Source organism: Tatumella ptyseos (genome assembly GCF_030552895.1).
Lineage (GTDB): Bacteria > Pseudomonadota > Gammaproteobacteria > Enterobacterales > Enterobacteriaceae > Rosenbergiella > Rosenbergiella ptyseos_A.
Map to the genome: position 1 here is coordinate 1988223 of NZ_CP130649.1, position 21802 is coordinate 2010024.

General features: G+C 48.2%; 22 protein-coding genes. 4 read left to right on the top strand and 18 right to left on the bottom strand.

The window, feature by feature from the left end:
* Positions 1–17: 17 nt before the first annotated feature.
* From QJR74_RS09395 to pdxB, 11 genes are all read right to left on the bottom strand, one after another.
* The gene (locus QJR74_RS09395) at positions 18–800 is read right to left on the bottom strand and encodes a lysine/arginine/ornithine ABC transporter substrate-binding protein (protein WP_304371588.1); all 783 of its coding nucleotides are present in this window, start codon (positions 798–800) and stop codon (positions 18–20) included.
* 126 nt (positions 801–926) lie between these two features.
* Positions 927–1499 carry a UbiX family flavin prenyltransferase gene (locus QJR74_RS09400; protein WP_304371589.1) on the bottom strand — a complete coding sequence of 191 codons (573 nt, stop codon included), beginning with the start codon at positions 1497–1499 and terminating at the stop codon, positions 927–929.
* A 101-nt stretch (positions 1500–1600) separates the two neighbouring features.
* The gene (purF, locus tag QJR74_RS09405) at positions 1601–3118 is read right to left on the bottom strand and encodes an amidophosphoribosyltransferase (RefSeq protein WP_304371590.1); all 1518 of its coding nucleotides are present in this window, start codon (positions 3116–3118) and stop codon (positions 1601–1603) included.
* 35 nt (positions 3119–3153) lie between these two features.
* Positions 3154–3639 (bottom strand): colicin V production protein, encoded by a 486-nt coding sequence (cvpA, locus tag QJR74_RS09410; protein WP_241647313.1) that lies wholly within the window; start codon positions 3637–3639, stop codon positions 3154–3156.
* Positions 3640–3815: 176 nt separating this feature from the next.
* Positions 3816–4559: a cell division protein DedD gene (gene dedD / locus QJR74_RS09415; RefSeq protein WP_304371592.1), complete on the bottom strand. Its 744-nt coding sequence runs from the start codon at positions 4557–4559 to the stop codon at positions 3816–3818.
* A gap of 1 nt (position 4560) precedes the next feature.
* The gene (gene folC, locus QJR74_RS09420; protein WP_304371593.1) at positions 4561–5817 is read right to left on the bottom strand and encodes a bifunctional tetrahydrofolate synthase/dihydrofolate synthase; all 1257 of its coding nucleotides are present in this window, start codon (positions 5815–5817) and stop codon (positions 4561–4563) included.
* Positions 5818–5889: 72 nt separating this feature from the next.
* The gene (accD, locus tag QJR74_RS09425) at positions 5890–6804 is read right to left on the bottom strand and encodes an acetyl-CoA carboxylase, carboxyltransferase subunit beta (protein ID WP_304371595.1); all 915 of its coding nucleotides are present in this window, start codon (positions 6802–6804) and stop codon (positions 5890–5892) included.
* 145 nt (positions 6805–6949) lie between these two features.
* Positions 6950–7609, bottom strand: a complete 660-nt coding sequence (locus tag QJR74_RS09430) for a DedA family protein (RefSeq protein ID WP_304371596.1) — start codon at positions 7607–7609, stop codon at positions 6950–6952.
* Between the two features lie 11 nt (positions 7610–7620).
* A complete protein-coding gene (truA, locus tag QJR74_RS09435) occupies positions 7621–8445 on the bottom strand; it encodes a tRNA pseudouridine(38-40) synthase TruA (protein ID WP_304371597.1) in 825 nt (274 codons plus the stop codon).
* Positions 8445–9452, bottom strand: a complete 1008-nt coding sequence (locus QJR74_RS09440; RefSeq protein ID WP_304371598.1) for an aspartate-semialdehyde dehydrogenase — start codon at positions 9450–9452, stop codon at positions 8445–8447. Before QJR74_RS09440 ends, truA begins: the two co-directional genes overlap by 1 nt.
* Before the next feature lie 58 nt (positions 9453–9510).
* The gene (gene pdxB / locus QJR74_RS09445; RefSeq protein WP_304371599.1) at positions 9511–10641 is read right to left on the bottom strand and encodes a 4-phosphoerythronate dehydrogenase PdxB; all 1131 of its coding nucleotides are present in this window, start codon (positions 10639–10641) and stop codon (positions 9511–9513) included.
* Positions 10642–10842: 201 nt separating this feature from the next.
* Here pdxB and flk point away from each other — a divergent pair, with 201 nt between their 5' ends.
* The gene (flk, locus tag QJR74_RS09450; RefSeq protein ID WP_304371600.1) at positions 10843–11877 is read left to right on the top strand and encodes a flagella biosynthesis regulator Flk; all 1035 of its coding nucleotides are present in this window, start codon (positions 10843–10845) and stop codon (positions 11875–11877) included.
* Between the two features lie 4 nt (positions 11878–11881).
* Here flk and QJR74_RS09455 read toward each other — a convergent pair whose 3' ends face one another.
* Complete coding sequence (locus QJR74_RS09455; protein WP_304371601.1) at positions 11882–12322, bottom strand: rhodanese-like domain-containing protein; 441 nt, start codon at positions 12320–12322, stop codon at positions 11882–11884.
* Between the two features lie 85 nt (positions 12323–12407).
* Between QJR74_RS09455 and pdxR the strand changes: the two genes are divergently transcribed.
* Complete coding sequence (pdxR, locus tag QJR74_RS09460) at positions 12408–13862, top strand: MocR-like pyridoxine biosynthesis transcription factor PdxR (protein ID WP_304371602.1); 1455 nt, start codon at positions 12408–12410, stop codon at positions 13860–13862.
* Between the two features lie 83 nt (positions 13863–13945).
* Entirely contained in the window at positions 13946–14296 is a 351-nt protein-coding gene (locus tag QJR74_RS09465; protein WP_304371603.1) for a DUF1493 family protein, read from the top strand.
* Between the two features lie 349 nt (positions 14297–14645).
* Here QJR74_RS09465 and QJR74_RS09470 read toward each other — a convergent pair whose 3' ends face one another.
* Both QJR74_RS09470 and fabB read right to left on the bottom strand, forming a co-directional pair.
* Positions 14646–15839, bottom strand: a complete 1194-nt coding sequence (locus QJR74_RS09470; RefSeq protein ID WP_304371604.1) for an arabinose transporter — start codon at positions 15837–15839, stop codon at positions 14646–14648.
* An 88-nt stretch (positions 15840–15927) separates the two neighbouring features.
* Positions 15928–17148: a beta-ketoacyl-ACP synthase I gene (fabB, locus tag QJR74_RS09475; protein ID WP_048912349.1), complete on the bottom strand. Its 1221-nt coding sequence runs from the start codon at positions 17146–17148 to the stop codon at positions 15928–15930.
* A gap of 153 nt (positions 17149–17301) precedes the next feature.
* Here fabB and mnmC point away from each other — a divergent pair, with 153 nt between their 5' ends.
* The gene (gene mnmC, locus QJR74_RS09480; protein WP_304371605.1) at positions 17302–19290 is read left to right on the top strand and encodes a bifunctional tRNA (5-methylaminomethyl-2-thiouridine)(34)-methyltransferase MnmD/FAD-dependent 5-carboxymethylaminomethyl-2-thiouridine(34) oxidoreductase MnmC; all 1989 of its coding nucleotides are present in this window, start codon (positions 17302–17304) and stop codon (positions 19288–19290) included.
* Here the strand turns inward: mnmC and QJR74_RS09485 are convergent.
* From QJR74_RS09485 to mepA, 4 genes are read right to left on the bottom strand one after another with little or no spacing between them, the layout of a single operon-like run.
* Positions 19280–19576: a YfcL family protein gene (locus QJR74_RS09485; protein ID WP_304371606.1), complete on the bottom strand. Its 297-nt coding sequence runs from the start codon at positions 19574–19576 to the stop codon at positions 19280–19282. The two genes, mnmC and QJR74_RS09485, sit on opposite strands and share 11 nt — an antisense overlap.
* A 27-nt stretch (positions 19577–19603) precedes the next feature.
* Positions 19604–20149, bottom strand: coding sequence for an elongation factor P hydroxylase (locus QJR74_RS09490; RefSeq protein WP_304371607.1), 546 nt, complete (start codon positions 20147–20149; stop codon positions 19604–19606).
* A gap of 18 nt (positions 20150–20167) precedes the next feature.
* Positions 20168–20962: a TSUP family transporter gene (locus tag QJR74_RS09495; RefSeq protein ID WP_304371608.1), complete on the bottom strand. Its 795-nt coding sequence runs from the start codon at positions 20960–20962 to the stop codon at positions 20168–20170.
* Positions 20963–20971: 9 nt separating this feature from the next.
* The gene (gene mepA / locus QJR74_RS09500; RefSeq protein WP_304374013.1) at positions 20972–21796 is read right to left on the bottom strand and encodes a penicillin-insensitive murein endopeptidase; all 825 of its coding nucleotides are present in this window, start codon (positions 21794–21796) and stop codon (positions 20972–20974) included.
* Between the last annotated feature and the right edge of the window lie 6 nt (positions 21797–21802).

Sequence of the window (21802 nt, forward strand, 5' to 3'; positions counted from 1 at the left end):
CTCTGTCACTGTCTTGCTTACTCGTCGTAAATATTGAAGTCGAAATACTTTTTCGCTAATTTATCGTAAGTACCATCTTGGTGCATCGCGGCAATGGCTTTATTGATCGCTTGCGTCAATTCTGTATCGCCCTTACGCAGACCAATTCCTGTTCCTACACCAAAAATAGCCTTATCTTTTACGGCTGGTCCTGCAAAGCTATAACCTTTACCTCCCGCCGATTTTAAGAAGCCCTCGCTGGCTTGCACTTCATCTTGGAACGCAGCATCAAGACGCCCTGAGGCTAAATCCTGATAAACTTGGTCCTGCGCCTGATAAGGAACGATAGTCACTCCCGCAGCCCGCCAGTATTTATCAGCATAGGTCTCTTGTGTCGTGCCTTGCTCGACCCCGATGGTCTTGCCTTTTAATGAGGCGGGTGTAGGTTGTAAGGGCGACCCTTTCACTGCCACTAAACGTGCATTAGCCGCGTACAACTTATCGGAGAAATCGATTTGTTGAAGACGTTTCTCGGTAATCGATAATGCTGAAATGATCGCATCAATTTTCTCTGCTTTAAGAGAAGGGATAAGACCATCGAAATCACCGGGTACAAACTCACATTTGGTCGAAATTCTTTTACAGATCTCGTTAACGAGATCGATATCAAAGCCAACGAGTTTCCCATCAGGGCTTTTCGATTCGAAAGGCGGATAGCTAGGGTCTGTACCAAAGCGCAGATGCGTGGGTAGCGCAGAGAAGGCTTGGCTTGAAAGGGTCAATCCTAAGAACAGCGAAGCAAATACCGTCAACTTTTTCATATCAATCACCAGTGAGAGAAGGTTCTCACTGGAAATGCATAAAACATGCCAAAAAAAGCGTTACTTTTTCTTATATTTCAGAAGTCGTTTAGCGCGAATAAGGTGCAAGAAAATGAGCATGCACCATTAGTGACCTTGCCAGCGGGCAAACAGATCTTCCGGAAGCTGAATATCAAACTGATCAATAATTCGATTTACGGTCTGATCGACAATATCGCTAATTGCTTGAGGCCGATGGTAAAACGCGGGGACGGGAGGCATGATCGTCGCGCCAAGTTCGGCGGCGGTGGTCATCATTCGTAAGTGCCCAAGATGTAAAGGTGTTTCTCGTACACCCAACACCAGTTTACGACCTTCTTTTAATACAACGTCTGCAGCACGCGTCAGCAATGTATCACTGTAGCTGTGAACAATAGCGGAGAGTGTTTTGATTGAACAAGGTAGAATCACCATACCCTGCGTCTTGAAAGATCCAGAGGAGATAGATGCACCAATATCACGCACATCATACACTTCATCGGCTAAGGCTTGCACCTCGCGCCAGCTATAATCAGTTTCTAAAGAGAGCGTTTGCCGAGCAGCCATACTTGCAACAAGGTGGGTTTCAACCTCTGGCACTGTTTTTAAGACTTCGAGTAGCCGCACACCATACAATGCACCACTTGCCCCAGAAAGGCCGACAATCAATCTTTTGGTCATAATGACGAATTTCCCACACACTGAGTGCTGTTTTGCGAACGCTCAGTATAGCAGAAAGCAAAACAGGGCGATATTCGCCCTGTTATCTTAAGAAGAAGTGCTTAACCTTCGTTATGAAGCTCTAGCCCTTCCACTTCATTTTGTCGGGCCACCGCTTGCACATCATCTTTACGCAGTGATTGCAGATAATCCAAATACTCTTGATTAACATCTTGTGTCACGTAGACACCATTGAAAACTGAACATTCAAAATCTGAAATATCCGGGTTCTCTTCCTTAACTGCCTCGATCAGATCATCAAGATCTTGGAAGATAAGCGCGTCCGCTTTGATCAATTCACAGATTTCATCCACTTCTCTGCCATGCGCAATTAATTCATTCACACTTGGCATATCGATACCGTAAACATTCGGGAAGCGAATTTCGGGTGCCGCTGACGCAAGATAAACTCGCTTAGCGCCGGCTTCTCGAGCCATCTCAATGATTTGCTCAGAAGTCGTCCCACGCACAATGGAGTCATCGACCAATAGCACGTTCTTATCACGGAACTCTGCGCGATTGGCGTTGAGTTTACGGCGGACTGCGCTGCGGCGTAACTGCTGTCCCGGCATGATGAAAGTCCGTCCTACATAACGGTTTTTCACAAATCCCTGACGATAGGGTTTATCGAGAATTCGAGCAATTTCCAGTGCAACATCCGTCGAAGTTTCAGGAATAGGAATGACTACATCAATATCGAGGTCAGCCCATTCACGAGCAATCTTTTCCCCTAACTTAGTCCCCATGCGTATTCTTGCATTGTAAACGGAGATTTTATCGATAAAAGAATCGGGACGAGCGAAATACACATACTCGAATAAGCAGGGATTATTCTTCGGATTGTCAGCGCATTGGCGCGTAAAGAGTTCACCTTGCTCAGTGATATAGACCGCTTCACCCGCCACTACATCACGAATAAACTCAAAGCCCAGTGTATCTAAGGCAACACTCTCAGATGCCACCATATATTCTGTACGGCCATCAGGTAATTGACGCTTACCTAACACCAGAGGACGAATACCGTTCGGATCCCGAAAAGCAATCATACCGTGGCCAATCAACATCGCTACAACAGCATAAGCGCCACGAATCTGGCGGTGCATACACTCGATAGCGGTAAAGATATTATCCGCTGTTAAGGGATAATCTTGGAAACGATCGAGCTCTTGAGCAAAGACATTGAGCAGAACTTCAGAGTCAGAGGTTGTATTGATATGGCGGCGCCCTTGTTCAAACAACCGTGTTCTCAACTCATGTGCATTGGTTAAGTTGCCATTATGTGCCAACGTAATACCGTATGGAGAGTTGACATAGAACGGCTGGGCTTCCGAAGCACTTGAACTACCTGCTGTAGGGTAACGGACGTGGCCAATACCCATTGTTCCTTGAAGCCGTTGCATGTGACGTGCCTCGAACACATCACTGACGAGTCCATTCGCTTTACGTAAGCGAAAGCAATTGAGCTGATCAATAGTACAAATGCCTGCCGCATCTTGACCGCGGTGTTGCAGCACCGTTAACGCATCATAAATTGCTTGGTTTACAGGTAAAAAACCACTGATACCGACAATCCCACACATGGTGTCATTTCCTCATAGCCGCTTGTCCCGACTCACTATCGGGGTAGAAAACTCGATGTGCTCTGCAGATAGTCAAAAAACCATCTGATGACAATACTGAACTGTGGAATCAACTGTGACTGTGTCCAATCGATACTTTTGGAAAATCCCGTAAAAGTGTCGAGAAAGAAGAGGATAGCTGCGACAATTAACCCGCCGCGTAGCGCGCCGAAACAGACCCCTAATACCCGATCGGTTCCTGACAGGCCGGTTTTATCCACTAAACTACCAATCACATAATTGACCAGAGCGCCCACAATTAGCGTGGTGATAAAGAGCACCGCAATGGCAATACCATTTCGGACCATGGGTTGTTCAAAACCCGAAAACCAATCTGCCAGTAAAGGGTAGTAATGGCTCGCGACGAAAAATGCACAACCCCAGGTAATTAATGAGAGGGCTTCCCTCACAAATCCTCGGATGAGACTGACTAATGAAGAGAGTCCAATGATGCCTAATATGGCGTAATCAATCCAATTCATCCGCGTAACCTATACCACTTCATGACAGTGTTTCCTCTATCGCGGCGCATTCTAACAGAAAAAGAAAACGTTTGCGTATGGTTTTCCTGCGCCAAGTTAAAAAAGGGCAATTCCTGATTTTTAGGAATTGCCCTGCCCTATTCATCCCCCAATGACGGAGGTTAATCTTGGGAGAATTAATGCACCCGGTAAGGCATGACCACTCCAAATAGTCCTGTTTTAGCCTTCAACTCAGCCACCTGAGACTGAAGATGACTCTTCGAGGTATCTGGCCCTACGAGAATACGGTTAATTTGCCCTTGTACCGGTGTAGCGGGAATGGAATAAGCTTTGAAGCCTGCGCCGCGAAGCTGTTCAACCACTTCAGAAACGCGAGAAGCATTACGTAAGGCCCCAAGCTGAATCACGTAGGCCTGACCGGTCGGCGTTGATGAGGCGTTACTCTGTGCAGCGGTTTGTTGACGTTGCTGCGCCTCAGCCTGCTGTTGCTGTGCGGCTAACTGTTGTTGCTTCGCTTGCGCCTGACGCTGAGCTTCTTGCTGTTGACGTGCTTGGTCTTTTAGACGTTGCGCTTCGCGCTGCGCCAGCTGCTCTTGGGCACGTTGCATCTGTAGCTGTGTGCTATTCATCCCTGCTTGAGGTTGCGACGTAACACTCCCGCGGGAAGCTTCTTGCGCACTACCATCGGCGGGTATGTGTTGGGCTGCCTGCTGACGAATGGTTTTCGACGGGATTGGCTGAGTAACAGGTGGAACCATCTCATCATTCAGTTGATCACCTGGTTTAGGAACCAAGGGGATAGCCGCAAACTCTTCATGATAATGCTTTTTTTTGCCATCCAGTAAGCCGGGTAAAATAATCACACCGAGAGCCACCAGAATGATAGTTCCCGCCATCCGATTTTGAAATTTACTGGCCACGTTACTGCTCCTTATCGCTCAACGCCATTACCGCCGCAACGGTATGAAAAGATCCACAAACTAAGACAACATCTGCCGCATCAGCCTGTGCTAAGGCTGCATACCAAGCTTGCTCTACCGTCTGATAACCGTTAGCAGCCGGTAAAATCTGCTGTAACCGTTGTGCTGTGGCACCGCGGGGACCTTCTAAGCTGGCACAATACCAGTGATCGACCACTTCAGATAATATCGTGACAGTACCGTCAATATCTTTATCGTGAAGCATCCCCAAAACGCCTCGTAATTTTCCTGCAGGCGCGAGCTGTTTAATTTTATCGACCAGGTAACGCGCCGCATGAGGGTTATGCGCGACATCAAGAATCACCATTGGCGAGTGTTGCAAGATCTGAAAACGCCCCGGTAAGGTTGCCGTTGCAATAGACTCTCTGAGTACGGCTTCGCTTAGCGTCAGCCCAGAGACACGCAATGCAGCAAGCGCAGTCGCGGCATTCGCTAGCGGTACCTGCGGTAGCGGTAATTCTATCAACTTTCCTTGAATATCTTGGAACTGCCAACTTTGAGACGAGGCACTAAAGGACCACTCTTTATCCCGTGATAATAGAATCGCCCCTTTATCTTGTGCGACCTTACTAATAGTCACTGGCATATCGGGTTCGCCTACCACTGCAGGTTTGCCTTGACGAAAAATACCGGCTTTTTCGCGGCCAATACTTTCCCTGTCAGGCCCTAACCAGTCAGTGTGATCAAGTGCGATAGAGGTGAGTACTGCGACGTCAGCATCAACTATATTTGTCGCATCAAGTCGACCACCTAACCCTACTTCTAAGATCACGACATCTAAGTCAGCTTGCTTAAACAACTGTAATGCCGACAAGGTGCTAAATTCAAAAAAGGTCAACGACGTCTCACCACGTCCTTCGTTAAGGCTATGGAAGCTTGAGATGTGGTGCTGTTCACTCAATTCCTGGCCGTTGATCCGCACACGCTCAGAGTAACGAATAAAGTGTGGCGAGCTATATACCCCAACCCGGTATCCTGCCGCCATTAATAAGACTTCTAATGTACGACACGTGGTTCCCTTACCATTAGTCCCCCCTACCGTAAACACAAAGGGGGCCGGCTTAAGCAGATTCAGCTTGGTCGCAACGTGGCGGATACGATCTAAACCAAGTTCGATGGCTTGACCATGCAATTGTTCAAGATAATCCAGCCATTCCTGAAGTGAGGAAGACGAGTGTGGAGACTGAGGCTTAGACATGGTATGAATTTTTTCGCTAATACAATGATAAAAAAGACGCTACCAGAGCGTCTTTCAATGTGCAATATAGAATTAAGCGTCGCTAGGCGATTGCTCAACCTTTTCAGGGGCTGGCGGAAGCTCTTCAGGAAGTGGTGCCGGAAGGTTCATCATCTTGGCAAGTAGGCTCGCCAGCTTGAAGCGTAATTCAGGTCGGCGAATAATCATATCGATCGCCCCTTTCTCGATGAGGAACTCACTGCGCTGGAAGCCCGGTGGTAATTTCTCACGTACCGTCTGCTCTATAACACGCGGGCCTGCAAAACCAATCAGTGCTTTGGGCTCACCAATATTGAGATCGCCGAGCATTGCAAAGCTTGCTGAGACACCGCCCATTGTTGGGTCAGTCAGTACCGAAATATACGGCAGACCCCGATCACGCATTTTAGCTAAGGCTGCGCTCGTTTTGGCCATTTGCATTAATGACGTTAACGCTTCTTGCATACGTGCCCCACCACTGGCGGAGAAACAGATGAGTGGACACCCCTCTTCTAATGCTTGTTCGGCGGCTCTTACAAAACGCGCCCCGACCACTGCTCCCATCGAACCACCCATGAAGGAGAATTCGAAAGCAACCGCCACAACTGGCATACCATGCAGCTGACCTTTCATTGCAATCAGAGCGTCTTTTTCACCGGTCTCTTTTTGCGCCGCTACGATACGGTCTTTATACTTTTTGGAATCGCGGAATTTCAGTAAATCACGCGGTTCCAATTCGCTGCCTAGCTCAAGAGTCGTACCCTGATCGAGAAAAGCATTCAAGCGATCACGCCCATGCATACGCATGTGATGATCACATTTAGGACAGACTTCGAGATTACGTTCTAGCTCAGCACGATAGAGTACTTGACCACAACTTGTACACTTTGTCCAAATCCCTTCAGGAATACTCGCCTTACGGGCAGGGGCAACATTTGTTTTGTTAAGAATTCGTTCAATCCAGCTCATTGAGGACCTTTCTGTTTGAACCTGGTTTTACCAGTCACTGTGTTTCTGCTGAATGATTACTCAACAGCCAATAAATAGCGCTCATTAAACCACAACCGCGAGGTTCTGTGGATAAAAATATGGAGCAATTATACAGATATCAGCATTATGATGCAGGATCTGTATTATTCTTTTTCATCCGGTGGCGGATCACTTCAATAATGCCAGGCAGTACCGAGACCACTATAATCGCAACGATTAATAGGTTGATATTGCTTTTCACCACCGGTAGATCACCGAAAATAGCGCCAGCGTAGCTAAATAATGCCACCCAGCATACGCCGCCGATCAGGTTATAGAATCCAAATTGGCGATAGCTCATCCGACCCATCCCGGCGACGAAAGGGGCGAAGGTTCTGACGATGGGAACGAAGCGCGCGAGGATAATGGTTTTACCGCCATGTTTATCGTAAAACTGGTGAGTTTTATCGAGATAGCTCTGGCGAAAAATACGGGAATTTGGGCGACTAAAGAGCTTTTCGCCAAATAAACGTCCGATGGTGTAGTTCAGTGCATCACCCAGTACCGCAGCAATCACTAATAATCCCACCATCATATGCACATTTAACGCATTGCTAGGTAAAACAGCGAGCGCTCCCGCAATAAATAGCAGAGAGTCACCAGGAAGAAAAGGCGTTACCACAAGCCCAGTCTCACAAAAAATAATGAGAAACAGAATGGCGTAAACCCATAAACCATAATGCGCGATCAACGCTGTTAGATGAACATCAATATGCAATATAAAATCAATAATCATTGATAGCATTGCATAACTCCTTACTGAGGAAAGTAATTATTATCTGCGAGGAACAATGGCCCTAGCGCAGGTGTCGGTAAGTCGAAGTGGTCAGGATAGTCCACCGCGACTAAGTAAAGTCCTTCCGCTCTCGCCGTTGCCGCCGCTTTAGTTCGATCGCGTAGCGCTAATAGCTCGGCAATCCACTGTTCAGGCTGATTTCCCATCCCTACTTCCAGTAGACTGCCAACAATATTACGCACCATATGATGGACGAAAGCATTGGCTTTGATGTCGACAATTACGAAGCTACCTTGGCGTAAAACTTGAATATGTGAAATATTGCGCCATGGCGTGCGTGATTGGCACTGAACCGCTCTAAACGAAGTAAAATCGTTCTCGCCAAGCAGGCTCTGTGCCGCACGATGCATTTTCTCGGTGTCCAAGGGATGATAAAAATGCGTTAAGCCCTTCCCTAAGATTGCTGGACGTAAGCGCTCATTATAAATGACATAGCGATAACGCCTTGCAGTCGCGCTAAAGCGTGCGTGGAAGTCATCCGGTACCGCTTTAACCCAGCGTACTGCAACATCATCAGGTAAGTTTGCATTGACCCCTAATGTCCAAGCGGCATCTGCCCGCTTAGCTTGTGTTTCAAAGTGGACCACTTGCCCCGTACCGTGTACCCCTGCATCCGTTCGTCCCGCACAAAACACATCGATGGGATGATTCGCCACTTGGGTCAGCGCTTTTTCAAGTACCTGTTGGACACTACGTACTTCTCGTTGGCGTTGCCAACCATAATATCGGCTGCCATCGTACTCAATCCCTAGTGCAATTTTGTACGGCGCTTCGGCTGTCGACATTACAGATAATCCTCAATCAGGCGTTCTGCCGTTTTCACTGCCATTAAGGCCCCCCCGTAACGGACGTTATCCGCTACTGACCAGAATTGTAACCCTTCAGGCTGTCCATAATCTTGACGAATAGCACCAATATAAAGCTGGTCTTGACCTGTGCCTTCACTTACTGGTGTCGGGAAGTCGTGTTCTTCACTCACTGCCAGATCAGCTTGCTCACCCAAGACGTGTTGGGCTTCATCTACCTCAAGGGGACGCGCCGTTATCACCCGCACACTTTGCGCATTACCATAAAATACCGGCGCTTGGAGCGAAGTCACACTTAAAGGGAAACTTTCGTCTTGTAGGATCTTACGGACTTGGTCCACGACACGGCGTTCTGCCGCGACACTACCCTGCTCATCAATCGCTAACGGCATCATATTGAAGGCGAGCTGACGACCAAAATGATAGCTCTCCGGAGGGATGCCGTTGAGTAAGCGTGCGCTTTCACCCGCCAACGCATCGACCGCAATTTTCCCTTGAGCAGAAACTGATAACAGTTCAGTCAGCTGGATGGATTGAACGCTGGCAGCCTCATTAAGAGGAGTGATCGCATTCATCAACTGGCTCACTTGGCTATCGGCAACCGCAATAATGTTACGATTACGGTAATCGGCAAGTGTGTTGTCATTGACGCCAACCACGGCTAAGGGAACATCATGGGCTAACGCAAAGAGACCACTGCTATCGATGACAATACATCCGGCTTCCGCGGCGAGGTCCGCATAGTCTGCACTGGCTTGTTGTCCCGCGACAAAAAAGGCTAATTGACTGTCGCTCCACTCATGGTTGCGCGCATCCTGAACGAGATAATTTTTCCCAGCAAAACGGATAGCTTCCCCTGCACTCTCTTCAGTGGCCAATAGGGTAAGTTCACCTACCGCAAACTGACGCTGCTCTAAACACTCAATTAACGCACGGCCAACGGCTCCGGTCGCACCTAAAATAGCAATATTCCAACCCTGGGACATGGGGTACTCCACACTAAATTAACGGGATGAGTCGTACTCACCCCAACAACAACTGAGCCTAAGCACAGTACAAGGTATTAAATCCGAGTTCACGGAGTCGTTCGGCGGTCGAGGCGTTTGAACAGCTAACGGTTAATGAAGACCACTCACGGCGCTCTTGATACTGTTTTCTTAACCGGTCAAATCCACCTTCATCAGCAATGTGAAGCCTGAGCAATGCATCATCGCGGCGCACATCATACACGAGATGAGCTAAACGTTTTAGAAGTGACTGCGAAAACTCTCCGGTAACGTTCACAACACTGATATCAGGTTGGGGGAGTAGATCACTCAGGGCAATGTTCTCTGGCTGTCCGATAAATGCGGTCCACGCCTCATAAAGTTGAGTGGTACCACGAACTTTGCCTTCTAAGGTATAGCCCGCAATATGCGCGGTGGCGATATCAACGTGAGAGAGGAGTTGTTGGTCTAAATGCGGTTCTGGTTCCCACACATCGAGTACGACACTCAGATCTTCACGTTCGGTCAATACCTGTTTGAGGGCTTGGTTATCGACCACCGCGCCTCGGCAAGCATTAATCAGTACGCAACCTGGGCGTAACCTTTCCAGCAGGCTTCGGTCAACGCAATGCCAGGTTTGATAGGCGCCTTGTTTAATCAAAGGAGTATGAAACGTAAGGATATCAGCTTGCTTCGCTAACGTTAATAAGGGGAGGAACTCTTCATCATCACCACGATCAGCTCTGGGTGGATCACATAACAGGACCCTCATCCCTAAGGCTTCACAACGTCTTTGTAGGCGACTACCCACATTTCCTACCCCTACAATACCGATTGTTTTATCACATAATGCATAACCATCGCGTTCAGCCAAGAGGAGTAGCGCGGATAGGACATATTCTACTACCGCAATCGCATTACAACCGGGTGCTGCTGAAAACGCGACCCCTGCTGCCTCAAGATCGGCAAGTTCCACATGATCGGTGCCAGCTGTCGCCGAGCCCACAAATGTCAGAGGCGTATTGGTAACCAATTGCGTATTGACCGGTGTGACCGAACGGACCATAAGTGCTTGGGCATCCTGTAATTCACTTACCGGAAGAGGCCGCCCTGGCACACGTATCACTTCTCCTTTACGGCTGAATAACTCCTGCGCATAAGGCATATTTTCATCGACAACAATTTTCATTATTTGGCCTAGTGGGTATTAAGGGAGTGTTAAGATATTCTGTCATATTCTCAAGTTGAAAACATCTGAGATTGATTCTCACTCAGAGTGATAAATAATGCCTGAAAAGCGAGATTGTCGCTTGGGATTTCATGGGGGGGTTGTTATGATAGCCGGCTATTCCCCGGTCATCCGGTTTTAAGCTTTTGTAAGGATGTTGCCATGCAGCCACTTAGCGGCCCTCGCGGATTTACCGACGGTCCACTCCGTCACGATTCAACCTCCCCGAATAGTTTAAAAGCTAAGCCGTTGCACAGTGAAGCGTTAACTTCAGCACAACGTACTGCACTAGAGCGCATCATTGTTAAAATTCTGGCGATCAGTAGTTTGAAAGCCCCCGCGCTGTGGGCCGGAATCCGCCATCACGTTAATGTCAGTGGGGAAGCTGAACTGCTTTCGTCTCACTTTCCTGAAGCAGAAAAGTGGTTACAAGGTATCCTCAAACAAGAACAGAATAATCATCTGGCACGCCGACAATTACAACAGCTCACCGACCTCCTCCCTCAGGGTAATAATCGGCAAGCTGTGAGTGAATATATTCGTCATCAATTTGGGCAGACAGTATTAAGTGCTCTGACGCAGGCGCAACTTGAACAAGTATTAACGCGCCTTCAACAAGGACAGATCACGATTCCCCAACCGGTGCAAACGACTACCACTGCACGAAGCCTACTGCCTGCAGAGCACTCTACACTCAGTCAGCAAGTGGTAAAGTTATCTGTCGCGAACGGCGAGTCACCCATCAGTGTATGGGAAACGCTGCATAATTTGGTCGGTTTAAAAGATGGCGACCCTATTCCCGCGAAACACTACCCTTTATTGACCCAATATTTGCAAGCTCGCCAGCAGTTAGTGGGACAAAGCAGCCTCCCTCTGCCACAGTTATTACAAGGCTTAAAACATCCAGCAAGTGGCCAAGAAATAGAGCAAGCCGCCGTTTACTGCCAACAACATTATCAATTGACTGCGGACATGCCCTTATCACGAGTACAAGCGCAAGACTTACTTAATGTGCTCTTTAGCCACCGTGCCGGTTTTGGTTGGCGACCACCTCATGGCGCATTAACCTCAGGCCCTACTCCTATTTATCATCCTGCTCCGCCAACAGCTGGAGAAACAGGCTGGTGGCCTATTTCTCCACGCTTGACGTTAGTAATGATTGGCGTAGCCCTGCTTTTCTTATTTTTTATCTGGTGATGATCTAACAACCGCATTGCACTGGATTTGCTGTCGTGGGCCAAGAACTTGGCTCACTCCCTTCGATTATCGGGTGATTATCCCGTAGCCAAAAATCTAAGCCGCCAATTAATTCCTTAACCCTGAATCCAGCTTGCGCTAGGTTGAACGCCCCTTTGGTCGAACCGTTACATCCTATTCCATCACAGTAAGTGACATAGTTAGCGTCTTTAGATAACTTCGCCAAGGTTAGTGCATTCATCTCACGATGGGGGAAATGAATCGCACCAGGGATATGGCCGCGACGATAGTGTTCTGCAGAACGAACATCGAGTACGATGCATTCTTCGGTTTTACGCTGGCAGCTTTCCGCTAAGTCCCAAGCATCAATATAATAGGCCAATTTCGCTGCTAAATAGGCGGCGCTCTGAGTCGGCTCGGCAAAAGTAAAAGGGGTATTGGTCATCGATAATCTCCTTGTGTCGTCATAGCAGAATACCGCACTATACCGTTCTGAATAAGACCAATTTCCATCAAACAATAAGACCACTATGACGCAACGTTCTTCAATTTGGCTATCACTCACTCTGGCGAAGCGCGGGGATCGCGTGACACAGCTTTGCCGAGTCCTCAGAACCGCAATAGAGAAAGGACAGTTACTCGCTGGAGAACGTTTACCCTCGAGCCGTCAATTAGCTAATGATTTAGGTTGTTCACGTACTACAGTAGAGTCAGCCTATCAGCGGTTAACGACTCAAGGCTATATTACACGCCTTCTCGGTCAAGGTAGTTTTGTCGCGCAACATCAACTACCTAAACCACTACCTTCTTACCAAGGATTACCCTTAACGTTATCATCACGTGGCCAAGCGTTAATCGCCCAGCGTCAATGCCTTGATCCTCAGACCATACAGCCATTTAGTGCTGGTGTCCCCGACGTTAAGGCTTTTCCATTGAAACAGTGGGCCGATGTGACCCGAGAAGTTATGGAGAGTTTATCACCTGAGCAATTACTCTATGGCGATCCGCAGGGACTGGCCGAGTGCCGTAAAGCCATCAGCCATTATTTGACGCTCTCCCGCCAAGTTAGTTGTACGCCATCACAAATTATTATGATGAATAGCTCCCAACAAGGCTTACAATGGTTGGCTTATCTGCTATTGGAGGAAGGTGATACCATCCTAACTGAAGCATTATGCTATCAGGGCGCGGTTAATGCGTTTCGTCAGGCGGGCGCTATAGTAGCCCCCCAGCTTTTAGATAATGAAGGTGCCTTACCTCCGGACCAACCCGCAAAGCTAGCTTACCTGACTCCTGGTCATCAATATCCACTCGGGATGACGATGAGCGAATCAAGACGCCAACAGTGGCTAGAGTGGGCGGTTCGACATCAAAGTTGGATTATTGAAGACGACTATGATGGCGAATATCATTATGGCAAGGATTCGCCCCCCTCCTTACAACGACTCGACCGTACTCAAAAAGTCATCTACCTTGGAACATTTTCCAAAACGCTTTTTCCAGGAATTCGGCTTGCCTATATGGTCGTCCCCCCTTTTCTCGTGCCGCAGTTGGTTAATGCACGGCAACGGCTGGACAGTCATACTGCAGTGCTATCGCAAGCAGTCGTTGCGAGGTTTATCTCGGAAGGCTATTTTGCGAGTCATCTACGTCTGATGAAAAAGCTCTATGCTGCCAGACGTCATCTACTGCTTGAATTACTTGAGGAGTGCCCGGCGGGGACAGTTCGTGTATTACCCTCGGAAGGTGGCCTTCAACTGGCTATTGAGTATCTTAAGGGCGATACTTCAGCGATAACAGCCTCGGCGAGTCGTAAGGGAGTTATGCTCACAGAGCTTGCGCCACTTTGCTTAACCTCTCCCCCCATAAACGGATGGATAATCGGTTTTGCGGCGCTCAGCCCATATGTGATACGTCAAGCGGTCACGCTGTTTAACGAGGTATTGTCCCACGCAGCATCGTTAAATTGCTCCGATAAGATTTAAATTAACGGTCTAGAGTTTTACAGCAATATTCATGAGCTGACAAATAGTCACTCTGGAAAAGTCGTCCCCATTAGGTCAAAGACATGATTAAAAAAATAGAAACTCAGGTAGACGACAATATTGAGCAAAGAGTCTATGAACTTGTACGACCATATGCGGGCACGTATCTCTTTAACATAAAAAAAGTTGAGCTAACGCCTGAAACTGATCTCGATGCAGATTTATGCATTGACGAGCTTGAAGTTGAAGATCTAATGAATGATTTTTTCGAGAAATTCGATGTCGCGCGAGGTAATTTTAAACTTGAAACTTACTTCCCTACTAAGCCTTTCTCATGGAATCCATTTAAAAAAAGCCCGTCAATACCTGTCCCTGAATTCACTATCCACATGCTTATCCATTCAGCAAAGGCCGGGCGATGGTTATACGACTAAACAAAAATGAAAAGTTTAAAAACTTAGTATCTATTCAGTTATTTTAATCAATCAGTAAATCGTTCTTTAAAGAAAATAACTGAACAGAGTTGGAGTTAAGTGGACACCATCACACCCTACGCCTCGCCCTTATCCCAGGAAGAAAATTTATCGGCATTCATCAGTACTCATGATGCAATTTGCCAAGGTAATTGACAGCATATTCATGCATCTATACAAAGCCGGTAATTTTCCCGTTCATAGTATTTACCACACAGGATAACAGGTTATCAGGAGTCCGTTAGCGATAGCTGCCGTTACAAAGAGCAAGTCATCAACAAGCTTCTTCCTGAGCTGATACGTCAAGCGGTCACGCTGTTGAATGAGGTGTTGTTCCACGCAGCATCGTTAAACTGACAATAACCCCAACCAGGGCGCAGCAAGCACCCGCTAAATAGACGGCGCCGTAGCCTGCACTATTCGCTAGAAAACCCGCTAGCGGCCCCGTGGCACCATAAGCGACATCCTGAAAGGCGGAGAAACATCCCAATGCAGTCCCACGAACCTGTGCATCAACACGCTTCATGATTTCGACGCCCATGGCTGGGAAAACAAGTGAGCACCCGGCCCCCGTTAACGCTGCGCCGACTAAGGCATGCCAGGCTTGCTGGCTAAAACAGAGCAGTAATAGGCCAGCGGTTTCTACTAATAGCGACACAATAGTCACTCTCACGCCCCCCATTTTATCGGGGATGCCACCGAAGAATATGCGGATGACTACATAAGAAAGTCCAAATATCGTAAGGGTATATCCTGCGTTACCCCAATGCTCAGCAGCAAAGTAAAGCGAAATAAAGGCACCAATCACCGCAAACCCAACCCCCTGAAGCGCGAGTACCGCACCGGGTGTCAAGATTTGTTTCAGTACAGTAGTAAATCGAGGACGATCGCCACCACTAATGGGTACCGCAGGAATTTTTGCATTACAGAGTAGCGCAATTAATGGACACAGGATGCAAGCAATACTCACCCCAAGAAAATCGAAATGGTGGTAGAGATACAGACCAATCGGTGCACCCGCCGCGAGAGACCCGTAAATCGCCATTCCATTCCAAGACATGACGATCCCGGAACGTGGCTGCCCAATCAGCCCAAGGCCCCAAGTAAGGTTTCCTGTCAGTAAAAAACTTTCACCCAACCCCAGCAAAATACGGCCCAAAAGTAATAAGCCAAATTGTAGCCAAATAGAGTGGCTCGCAAAAACCGACAAGAGATAAGCGACTCCGACTAAAGCAATAACGCCCATCCCCAATCGAGTCGTCTGCTTGGCCCCTTGCTGATCGGCTTTTTTTCCGGCAAAGCCTCTATTTACTAATGTCGCGAAAAATTGGATACCCACCGCGATGCCGACCATCACATTATTCATTCCCAAATCATTATGAACGAATAAAGGGATGACCGGTAATGCGATACCTGCAGTAAGGTAGGTCAGAAATACGGCTGACGATGTCACCGCTACCGGTTTTACCGAGCGTTCTTCAGGACGGTTCTTGTCCTCTGTCATCACTTTGACTCCTTAATGACTGCGGGGAATTTTATTTAAGGTAATAAAAACGGCAGCCTAGGCTGCCGTTTTATCTACGATAAATTGATTATGATGTAAATTTACGCATCGTCAATGTCGCGTTGGTACCACCAAAGCCGAAGCTATTTGACATTACAGTAGTCAGTGCGCGCTCGGTAGGTTGGGTGATGATGTTCATCCCCTCTGCTGCGGCATCCGCTTGCTCAATGTTAATGCTCGGTGCAATAAAGCCGTGTTCCAACATCAGTAGAGTATAGATGGCTTCTTGAACGCCAGCTGCACCCAAAGAGTGGCCTGTCATGGCTTTGGTCGCAGAAAGTGCTGGCGTGTTATCACCAAAGACTTCGCGAATAGCGCCCAATTCTTTTACATCACCTACCGGTGTAGAAGTACCGTGTGTATTCAGGTAATCGATCGGCGTATCCAGACCTTCCATCGCCATCTTCATACAACGTGCTGCACCTTCACCTGAAGGAGCAACCATATCAGCGCCATCAGAGGTTGCGCCGTAGCCAACGATCTCTGCGTAGATATGCGCACCACGTGCTAGGGCGTGCTCAAGCTCTTCGACCACGACCATACCACCGCCACCTGCAATAACAAAGCCATCACGTTCTGAGTCGTAAGTACGAGAAGCTTTTTCTGGTGTATCGTTATATTTCGTGGATAACGCACCCATTGCATCGAACTCACAAGCCAGTTCCCAGCAAAGCTCTTCACCGCCACCTGCGAAAACAATGTCTTGTTTACCGAGTTGGATTTGCTCAACGGCATTACCGATACAGTGTGCAGAGGTCGCACAGGCAGAACTGATCGAGTAGTTCACACCGTGAATTTTGAATGGCGTCGCTAAACAAGCTGAAACCCCTGAAGCCATGGCTTTAGTCACGACATATGGCCCCACTGCTTTCAAACCACGAGGGCTACGCATTGCGTCAGCACCAAAGACTTGAAAACGTGGAGAACCGCCGCCTGAACCTGCAATCAAGCCCACGCGTGGATTATTTTGATATTGCTCTTCAGTCAGCTTCGAATCTTTAACGGCTTCCGCCATGGACAGATAAGCATAGATCGATGCATCGCTCATAAAACGGACAACTTTGCGATCAATTAAGCCTGTGGTATCCATTTTAACGTTACCCCAGACGTGGCTGCGCATGCCTGCATCTTTCATTTCATCAGAAAAAGTGATTCCTGAACGCCCCTCACGAAGAGAAGCCAGCACTTCTTGCTGATTATTACCAATGCTGGAAACAATCCCCAAGCCTGTGATCACTGCACGTTTCATTCACATTCCTCATAACAACTATCATCTTATGGCGAGCACTTTAGCGTACAGTTGTACGCCGAACAACCCCCAATACACAAACTCTTTGTAAATTTGCCTATAAATTGTGATATCGCTAGACTATTCCCAAGTCTTCCGTAAAGAGCCCTCGACGTGAAATCACCCACTATTAACCATGCAGACCTCGTTTGGAACGAACAAGGTACACCTGTTTCGCAATTTTTCGATGACGTCTATTTTTCAAACGATAACGGGTTGGAAGAGACACGTTATGTCTTTTTAGAGGGCAATGACCTCTCTACACGTCTGCTCAATTCCCAGCAAGATACCTTTACCCTTGCCGAGACTGGTTTTGGAACAGGCTTAAATTTTTTGACATTATGGCAAAGCTATCAGTTGTTAGGTCGTCAGAATAGCGCATCAAAATTACCGCGATTACACTTTATTAGCTGCGAAAAATACCCACTAACCCTGGCAGACCTCGAACTTGCCCATGGGCATTGGCCTGAACTCGCAAGCTTCTCGCAGGCGCTGCGTCAACAATGGCCTGATGCACTGCCGGGCTGTCATCGCCTAATTCTGGCGCAAGGACAAATTACTCTCGACTTGTGGTTCGGCGACATCAACGACATGTTAGAGGATCTCAACGCTAATTTAGTTCAAAAGGTTGATGCATGGTTTTTAGATGGCTTCGCCCCCTCGAAAAATCCTGATATGTGGACCGATGAGTTGTTCTCGACGTTAGCGATTACGGCTAAGCAAACAGGTACCTTCGCAACCTTTACTGCTGCAGGCTTTGTTAGGCGTGGATTGGAGCAAGCAGGTTTCAACGTGATACGCCGTAAAGGCTTTGCGCATAAACGCGAGATGCTAATCGGACAATTAGCCATTCCTCCAAATTACCAACACCCCATGCCTTGGTATCCTCGCCCATCGGCGAATAATAAAGAAATTGCCATTGTCGGGGGTGGGATTGCGAGTGCCTGTCTCTGTATTGCGTTGGTTAGACGAGGATGGCAGGTCACGCACTACTGTGCCGACGCAAAGCCCGCTGGAAATGCTTCGGGAAATCGGCAAGGTGCGGTTTACCCGCTATTACATGCGCAAGATCCTCAACTTGCAACCTTCTTTAGCGCCGCGTTCACTTTCGCGAAACGATTTTATCAAGCCCTTCCTTTCTCCTTTGAACACCAATGGTGTGGTGTATTACAACTAGGTTGGGATGAAAAAAGTCGGAAAAAAATCGATCAACTCGTCGCCCTATCATTACCGCCTTCCTTTGCGAGATTCGTCAGTGCTGAAGAGGCTAGTAAGCTCGCAGGCTTGGCCGTTGAACATTCTGGTATTTTCTATCCTGAAGGGGGATGGTTATCGCCCGCCGAATTAACCACAAAAATGTTTGATTGGGCGATATCTCAAGGCGTGGAGTGCCACTGGGAGTGCAATGTAGAGAACCTTAAACGGCAATCTCAAGGCGATTGGCAACTCGATTTACCCCAAGGCGGCCACGCTAAACACCATCAGGTAGTCCTTGCCAATGGCCATCAGTTAAACCAGTTCACACAAACTGAGGCTATACCCGTTTATCCCGTAGCGGGGCAAGTTAGCCACGTCGAAAAGCAACAGCCGTTAAGCCAGCTCGCGACAGTACTTTGCTATGAGGGGTACTTAACCCCATTAAGTGATACTTATCAAAGTCATTGTATTGGCGCGAGTTATCGTCGAGGTAAGGACGATTGTGACTATTCGCCGGAAGAGCAGTTAACCAATCAACAACGCCTAACACAATGTCTACCCGATAGTGACTGGGCAGCATCATTTAACATCGGCGATCAGGCGCGTATCGCTGTACGTTGTGCGATACGCGATCATCTTCCCATGGCGGGAATATTAAGTGATTATCAACAATTCGTAGCTGAGCCTGCGAGAGTTAAAGAAGCGATGGAAGGAAGCTACCACCCAGGCCTTTATCTACTGGGTGGTTTTGGGTCACGGGGACTTAGCAGTGCGCCGTTAGCGGCCGAGTTACTCGCCTCACAACTTTCAGGGGAGGCACTACCGCTCGATCAATCTACGCTAAATGCCTTACATCCTGGCCGATTCTGGATACGCAAACGCATTAAGGGCAGACCTATTGCTTAGTCGTCGTTAACTCTGCCACCGCGCGGTGGTAGAGATCTTCCCACAACTGCATGACCAGTTTTTGGTCGGGAGGCGAGAGCTCGCCGGCTTTGATGGCTTGAGAGAGACTCTGCTCTACTTGAGCTTTAAGAGCCTCGGGCTCGGCGCACGACTGACCTTCCAGCTCCGCCACCGCTAAAGTTAAATGCCCTCGCAGATATCCTCCGGCAAAAAGCTCATCGTCAGAACCGTGTTCTACCGTCTTGTCGATACTATCGAGGATATGCTCTTCGAGATCTGTAATCATGAGTTTTCCTAAAAATGTTGGCGTAACTTATAACGTCTCAGGCCAAGGGAACTGTTCGCTATTCAACGGTTCCGTATGGTAAAAATCCTGTAGAGCGGCAACCAGTCGAGCAGGTCGCTCCGGTAGTCCTTGTTCGAGATAGTGCATCACTTGCGCCTGCACTTTACGTTGGAAAGCAACGCGATCCGGCTCACAGGTTCCTTCTAGATTATCGCAGCTAATATTGAACCTAAAGCCAGCAGCCACCGAAAATATCCATTCTAACGCTTGGGGTTTAATTTCAACCTGTTCAAATTTGGCCTGTGTCGTTTCATCACGCCCGTCAGGGCAATACCAGTAACCGAAATCGACCAGTAGCCTTCGCTGAGGCCCTGCAATACACCAATGCGATATCTCATGCAGAGTACTGGCATAGTACCCATGGGCAAAGACAATGCGATGATAGTCGCACTGCTCATCTGCAGGTAAGTAAATGGGTTCATCCTCACCCTTTATCAGTCTTGTGTTAAAATCATCGTAAAAACAGTGATCAAAAATCCTGATCATGTCTTGATAATCGTGCTGCTGAGTCATAAATTATTCTTCGTGTAATTATAAACCGATACTATGCATCAGTGCGGCCCCATGGCTGTCCCATAGCAGTTTAGCGCTCATCACCATCGAAACCACTACAACCATTGGCCTGATTAACTTTTGTCCGCGACTCAACACCAAGCGAGCCCCTAATCTAGCGCCACATACAGCACCGATTAGCATAATGGCACCTAGGCCCCAAACCACTTTACCGCCCACCATAAAGAACAGTAAGCTGGCAAAGTTTGACGTGAAATTGAGTACCTTAGCGTGCGCTGTCGCTTTGGCGAGGTTAAAACCCGCTAGAGTGACAAAGCCTAAAGCGTAAAAGGAACCCGCTCCCGGTCCAAAAAAACCATCATAGAAGCCCACACAGCCACCGCCTACACAGGCATAGGCAAGTCCTTCAAGGCGAGCAACCTTGTCCACTTCACCTAATTTCGGCATGAAGAGAAACCAAAGCCCAATACCAATGAGCAATAAGGGCAGTACTTGGCGTAAAATATCGGCTTTAAGATGCTGGATAGTAATGGTTCCGACAACCGCACCAATAAAAGTAAGCAAGATATTCAGCCACTGACGACGCAGGTCAACAGCTTTACGGCGAACAAAATAAAGGCTTGCTGAAAACGACCCTCCCACTGACTGTAATTTATTGGTCGCTAAGACCTGAGCCGGAGATAATCCTGCGGCTAGCAAGGCTGGGACCGTTAACAGCCCCCCTCCCCCCGCAATCGAGTCGATAAAGGCCGCGAGGACCGCCACAAAAAATAGAATGACGACTAGCCCTGGCGTCACAATAAACCAATCCATGCGGATTCCTTACAGTAAGTGTTTATCCAATAATGCTTGGCAATTGGCAGGAAGCACCGGTGGTTTTGGTTTTACCGGATGGTAGCCAGGTTTTGGCGGCTCGAACCAACTTTGTAACTCTGCACCACATCCATCGCCTGCCGGAGGGGGAGCTTGTTCAACACATTGGGTATCATTCGCCGGACAATGTAACCTCACGTGCATGTGGGCGCGATGTGCAAACCAAGGACGGACTTTCTGCAGCCATTGACGATCGCTCCCAGCGTCCAAGCATAACTGCTGTTTGATCGCCGGGTTAACAAAAATACGTGCGACATGAGGATCTTCTGAAGCTTGGCGTACCATTGTGTCAATATCACGGCTCCATAGACGGTTCACCACGGATTTATCGTCGGCGGTGACTAAATCGAGGGGCTGAGGATGTAACAACTGTTGGGCTGTCCAACGTTGACGAGGAAGCTGTAGCCAGATGTCGACATCTAAGCCAATTTGATGGCTGGCATGACCGCTGCTAAAGCGCCCGCCTGCTGGCATCCCCATATCACCAATTAATACCGTACCGGACGTCTGCTGCGCAATATCTTGGCTAAAACGTTGGATAAATTGAATCAACAATGGATGACCGAAATAGCGGTGTTGATCTTGGCGCATCACCTGGTAGTGCTGCGCCTCGAGGGGTAGCGCTTGCGCCCCGACGATACAGCCGTTCGCATAGCTACCAATCGGTTGTACCGGTCCCGCAATAGGTTGCTGAATTTTTTGCCACGGCGTCTGCGCAAAGGCTGCACAGGTCGAAGCAATAAATAACGCACCGCCAGCCATCCAATGTTTCATCATAAT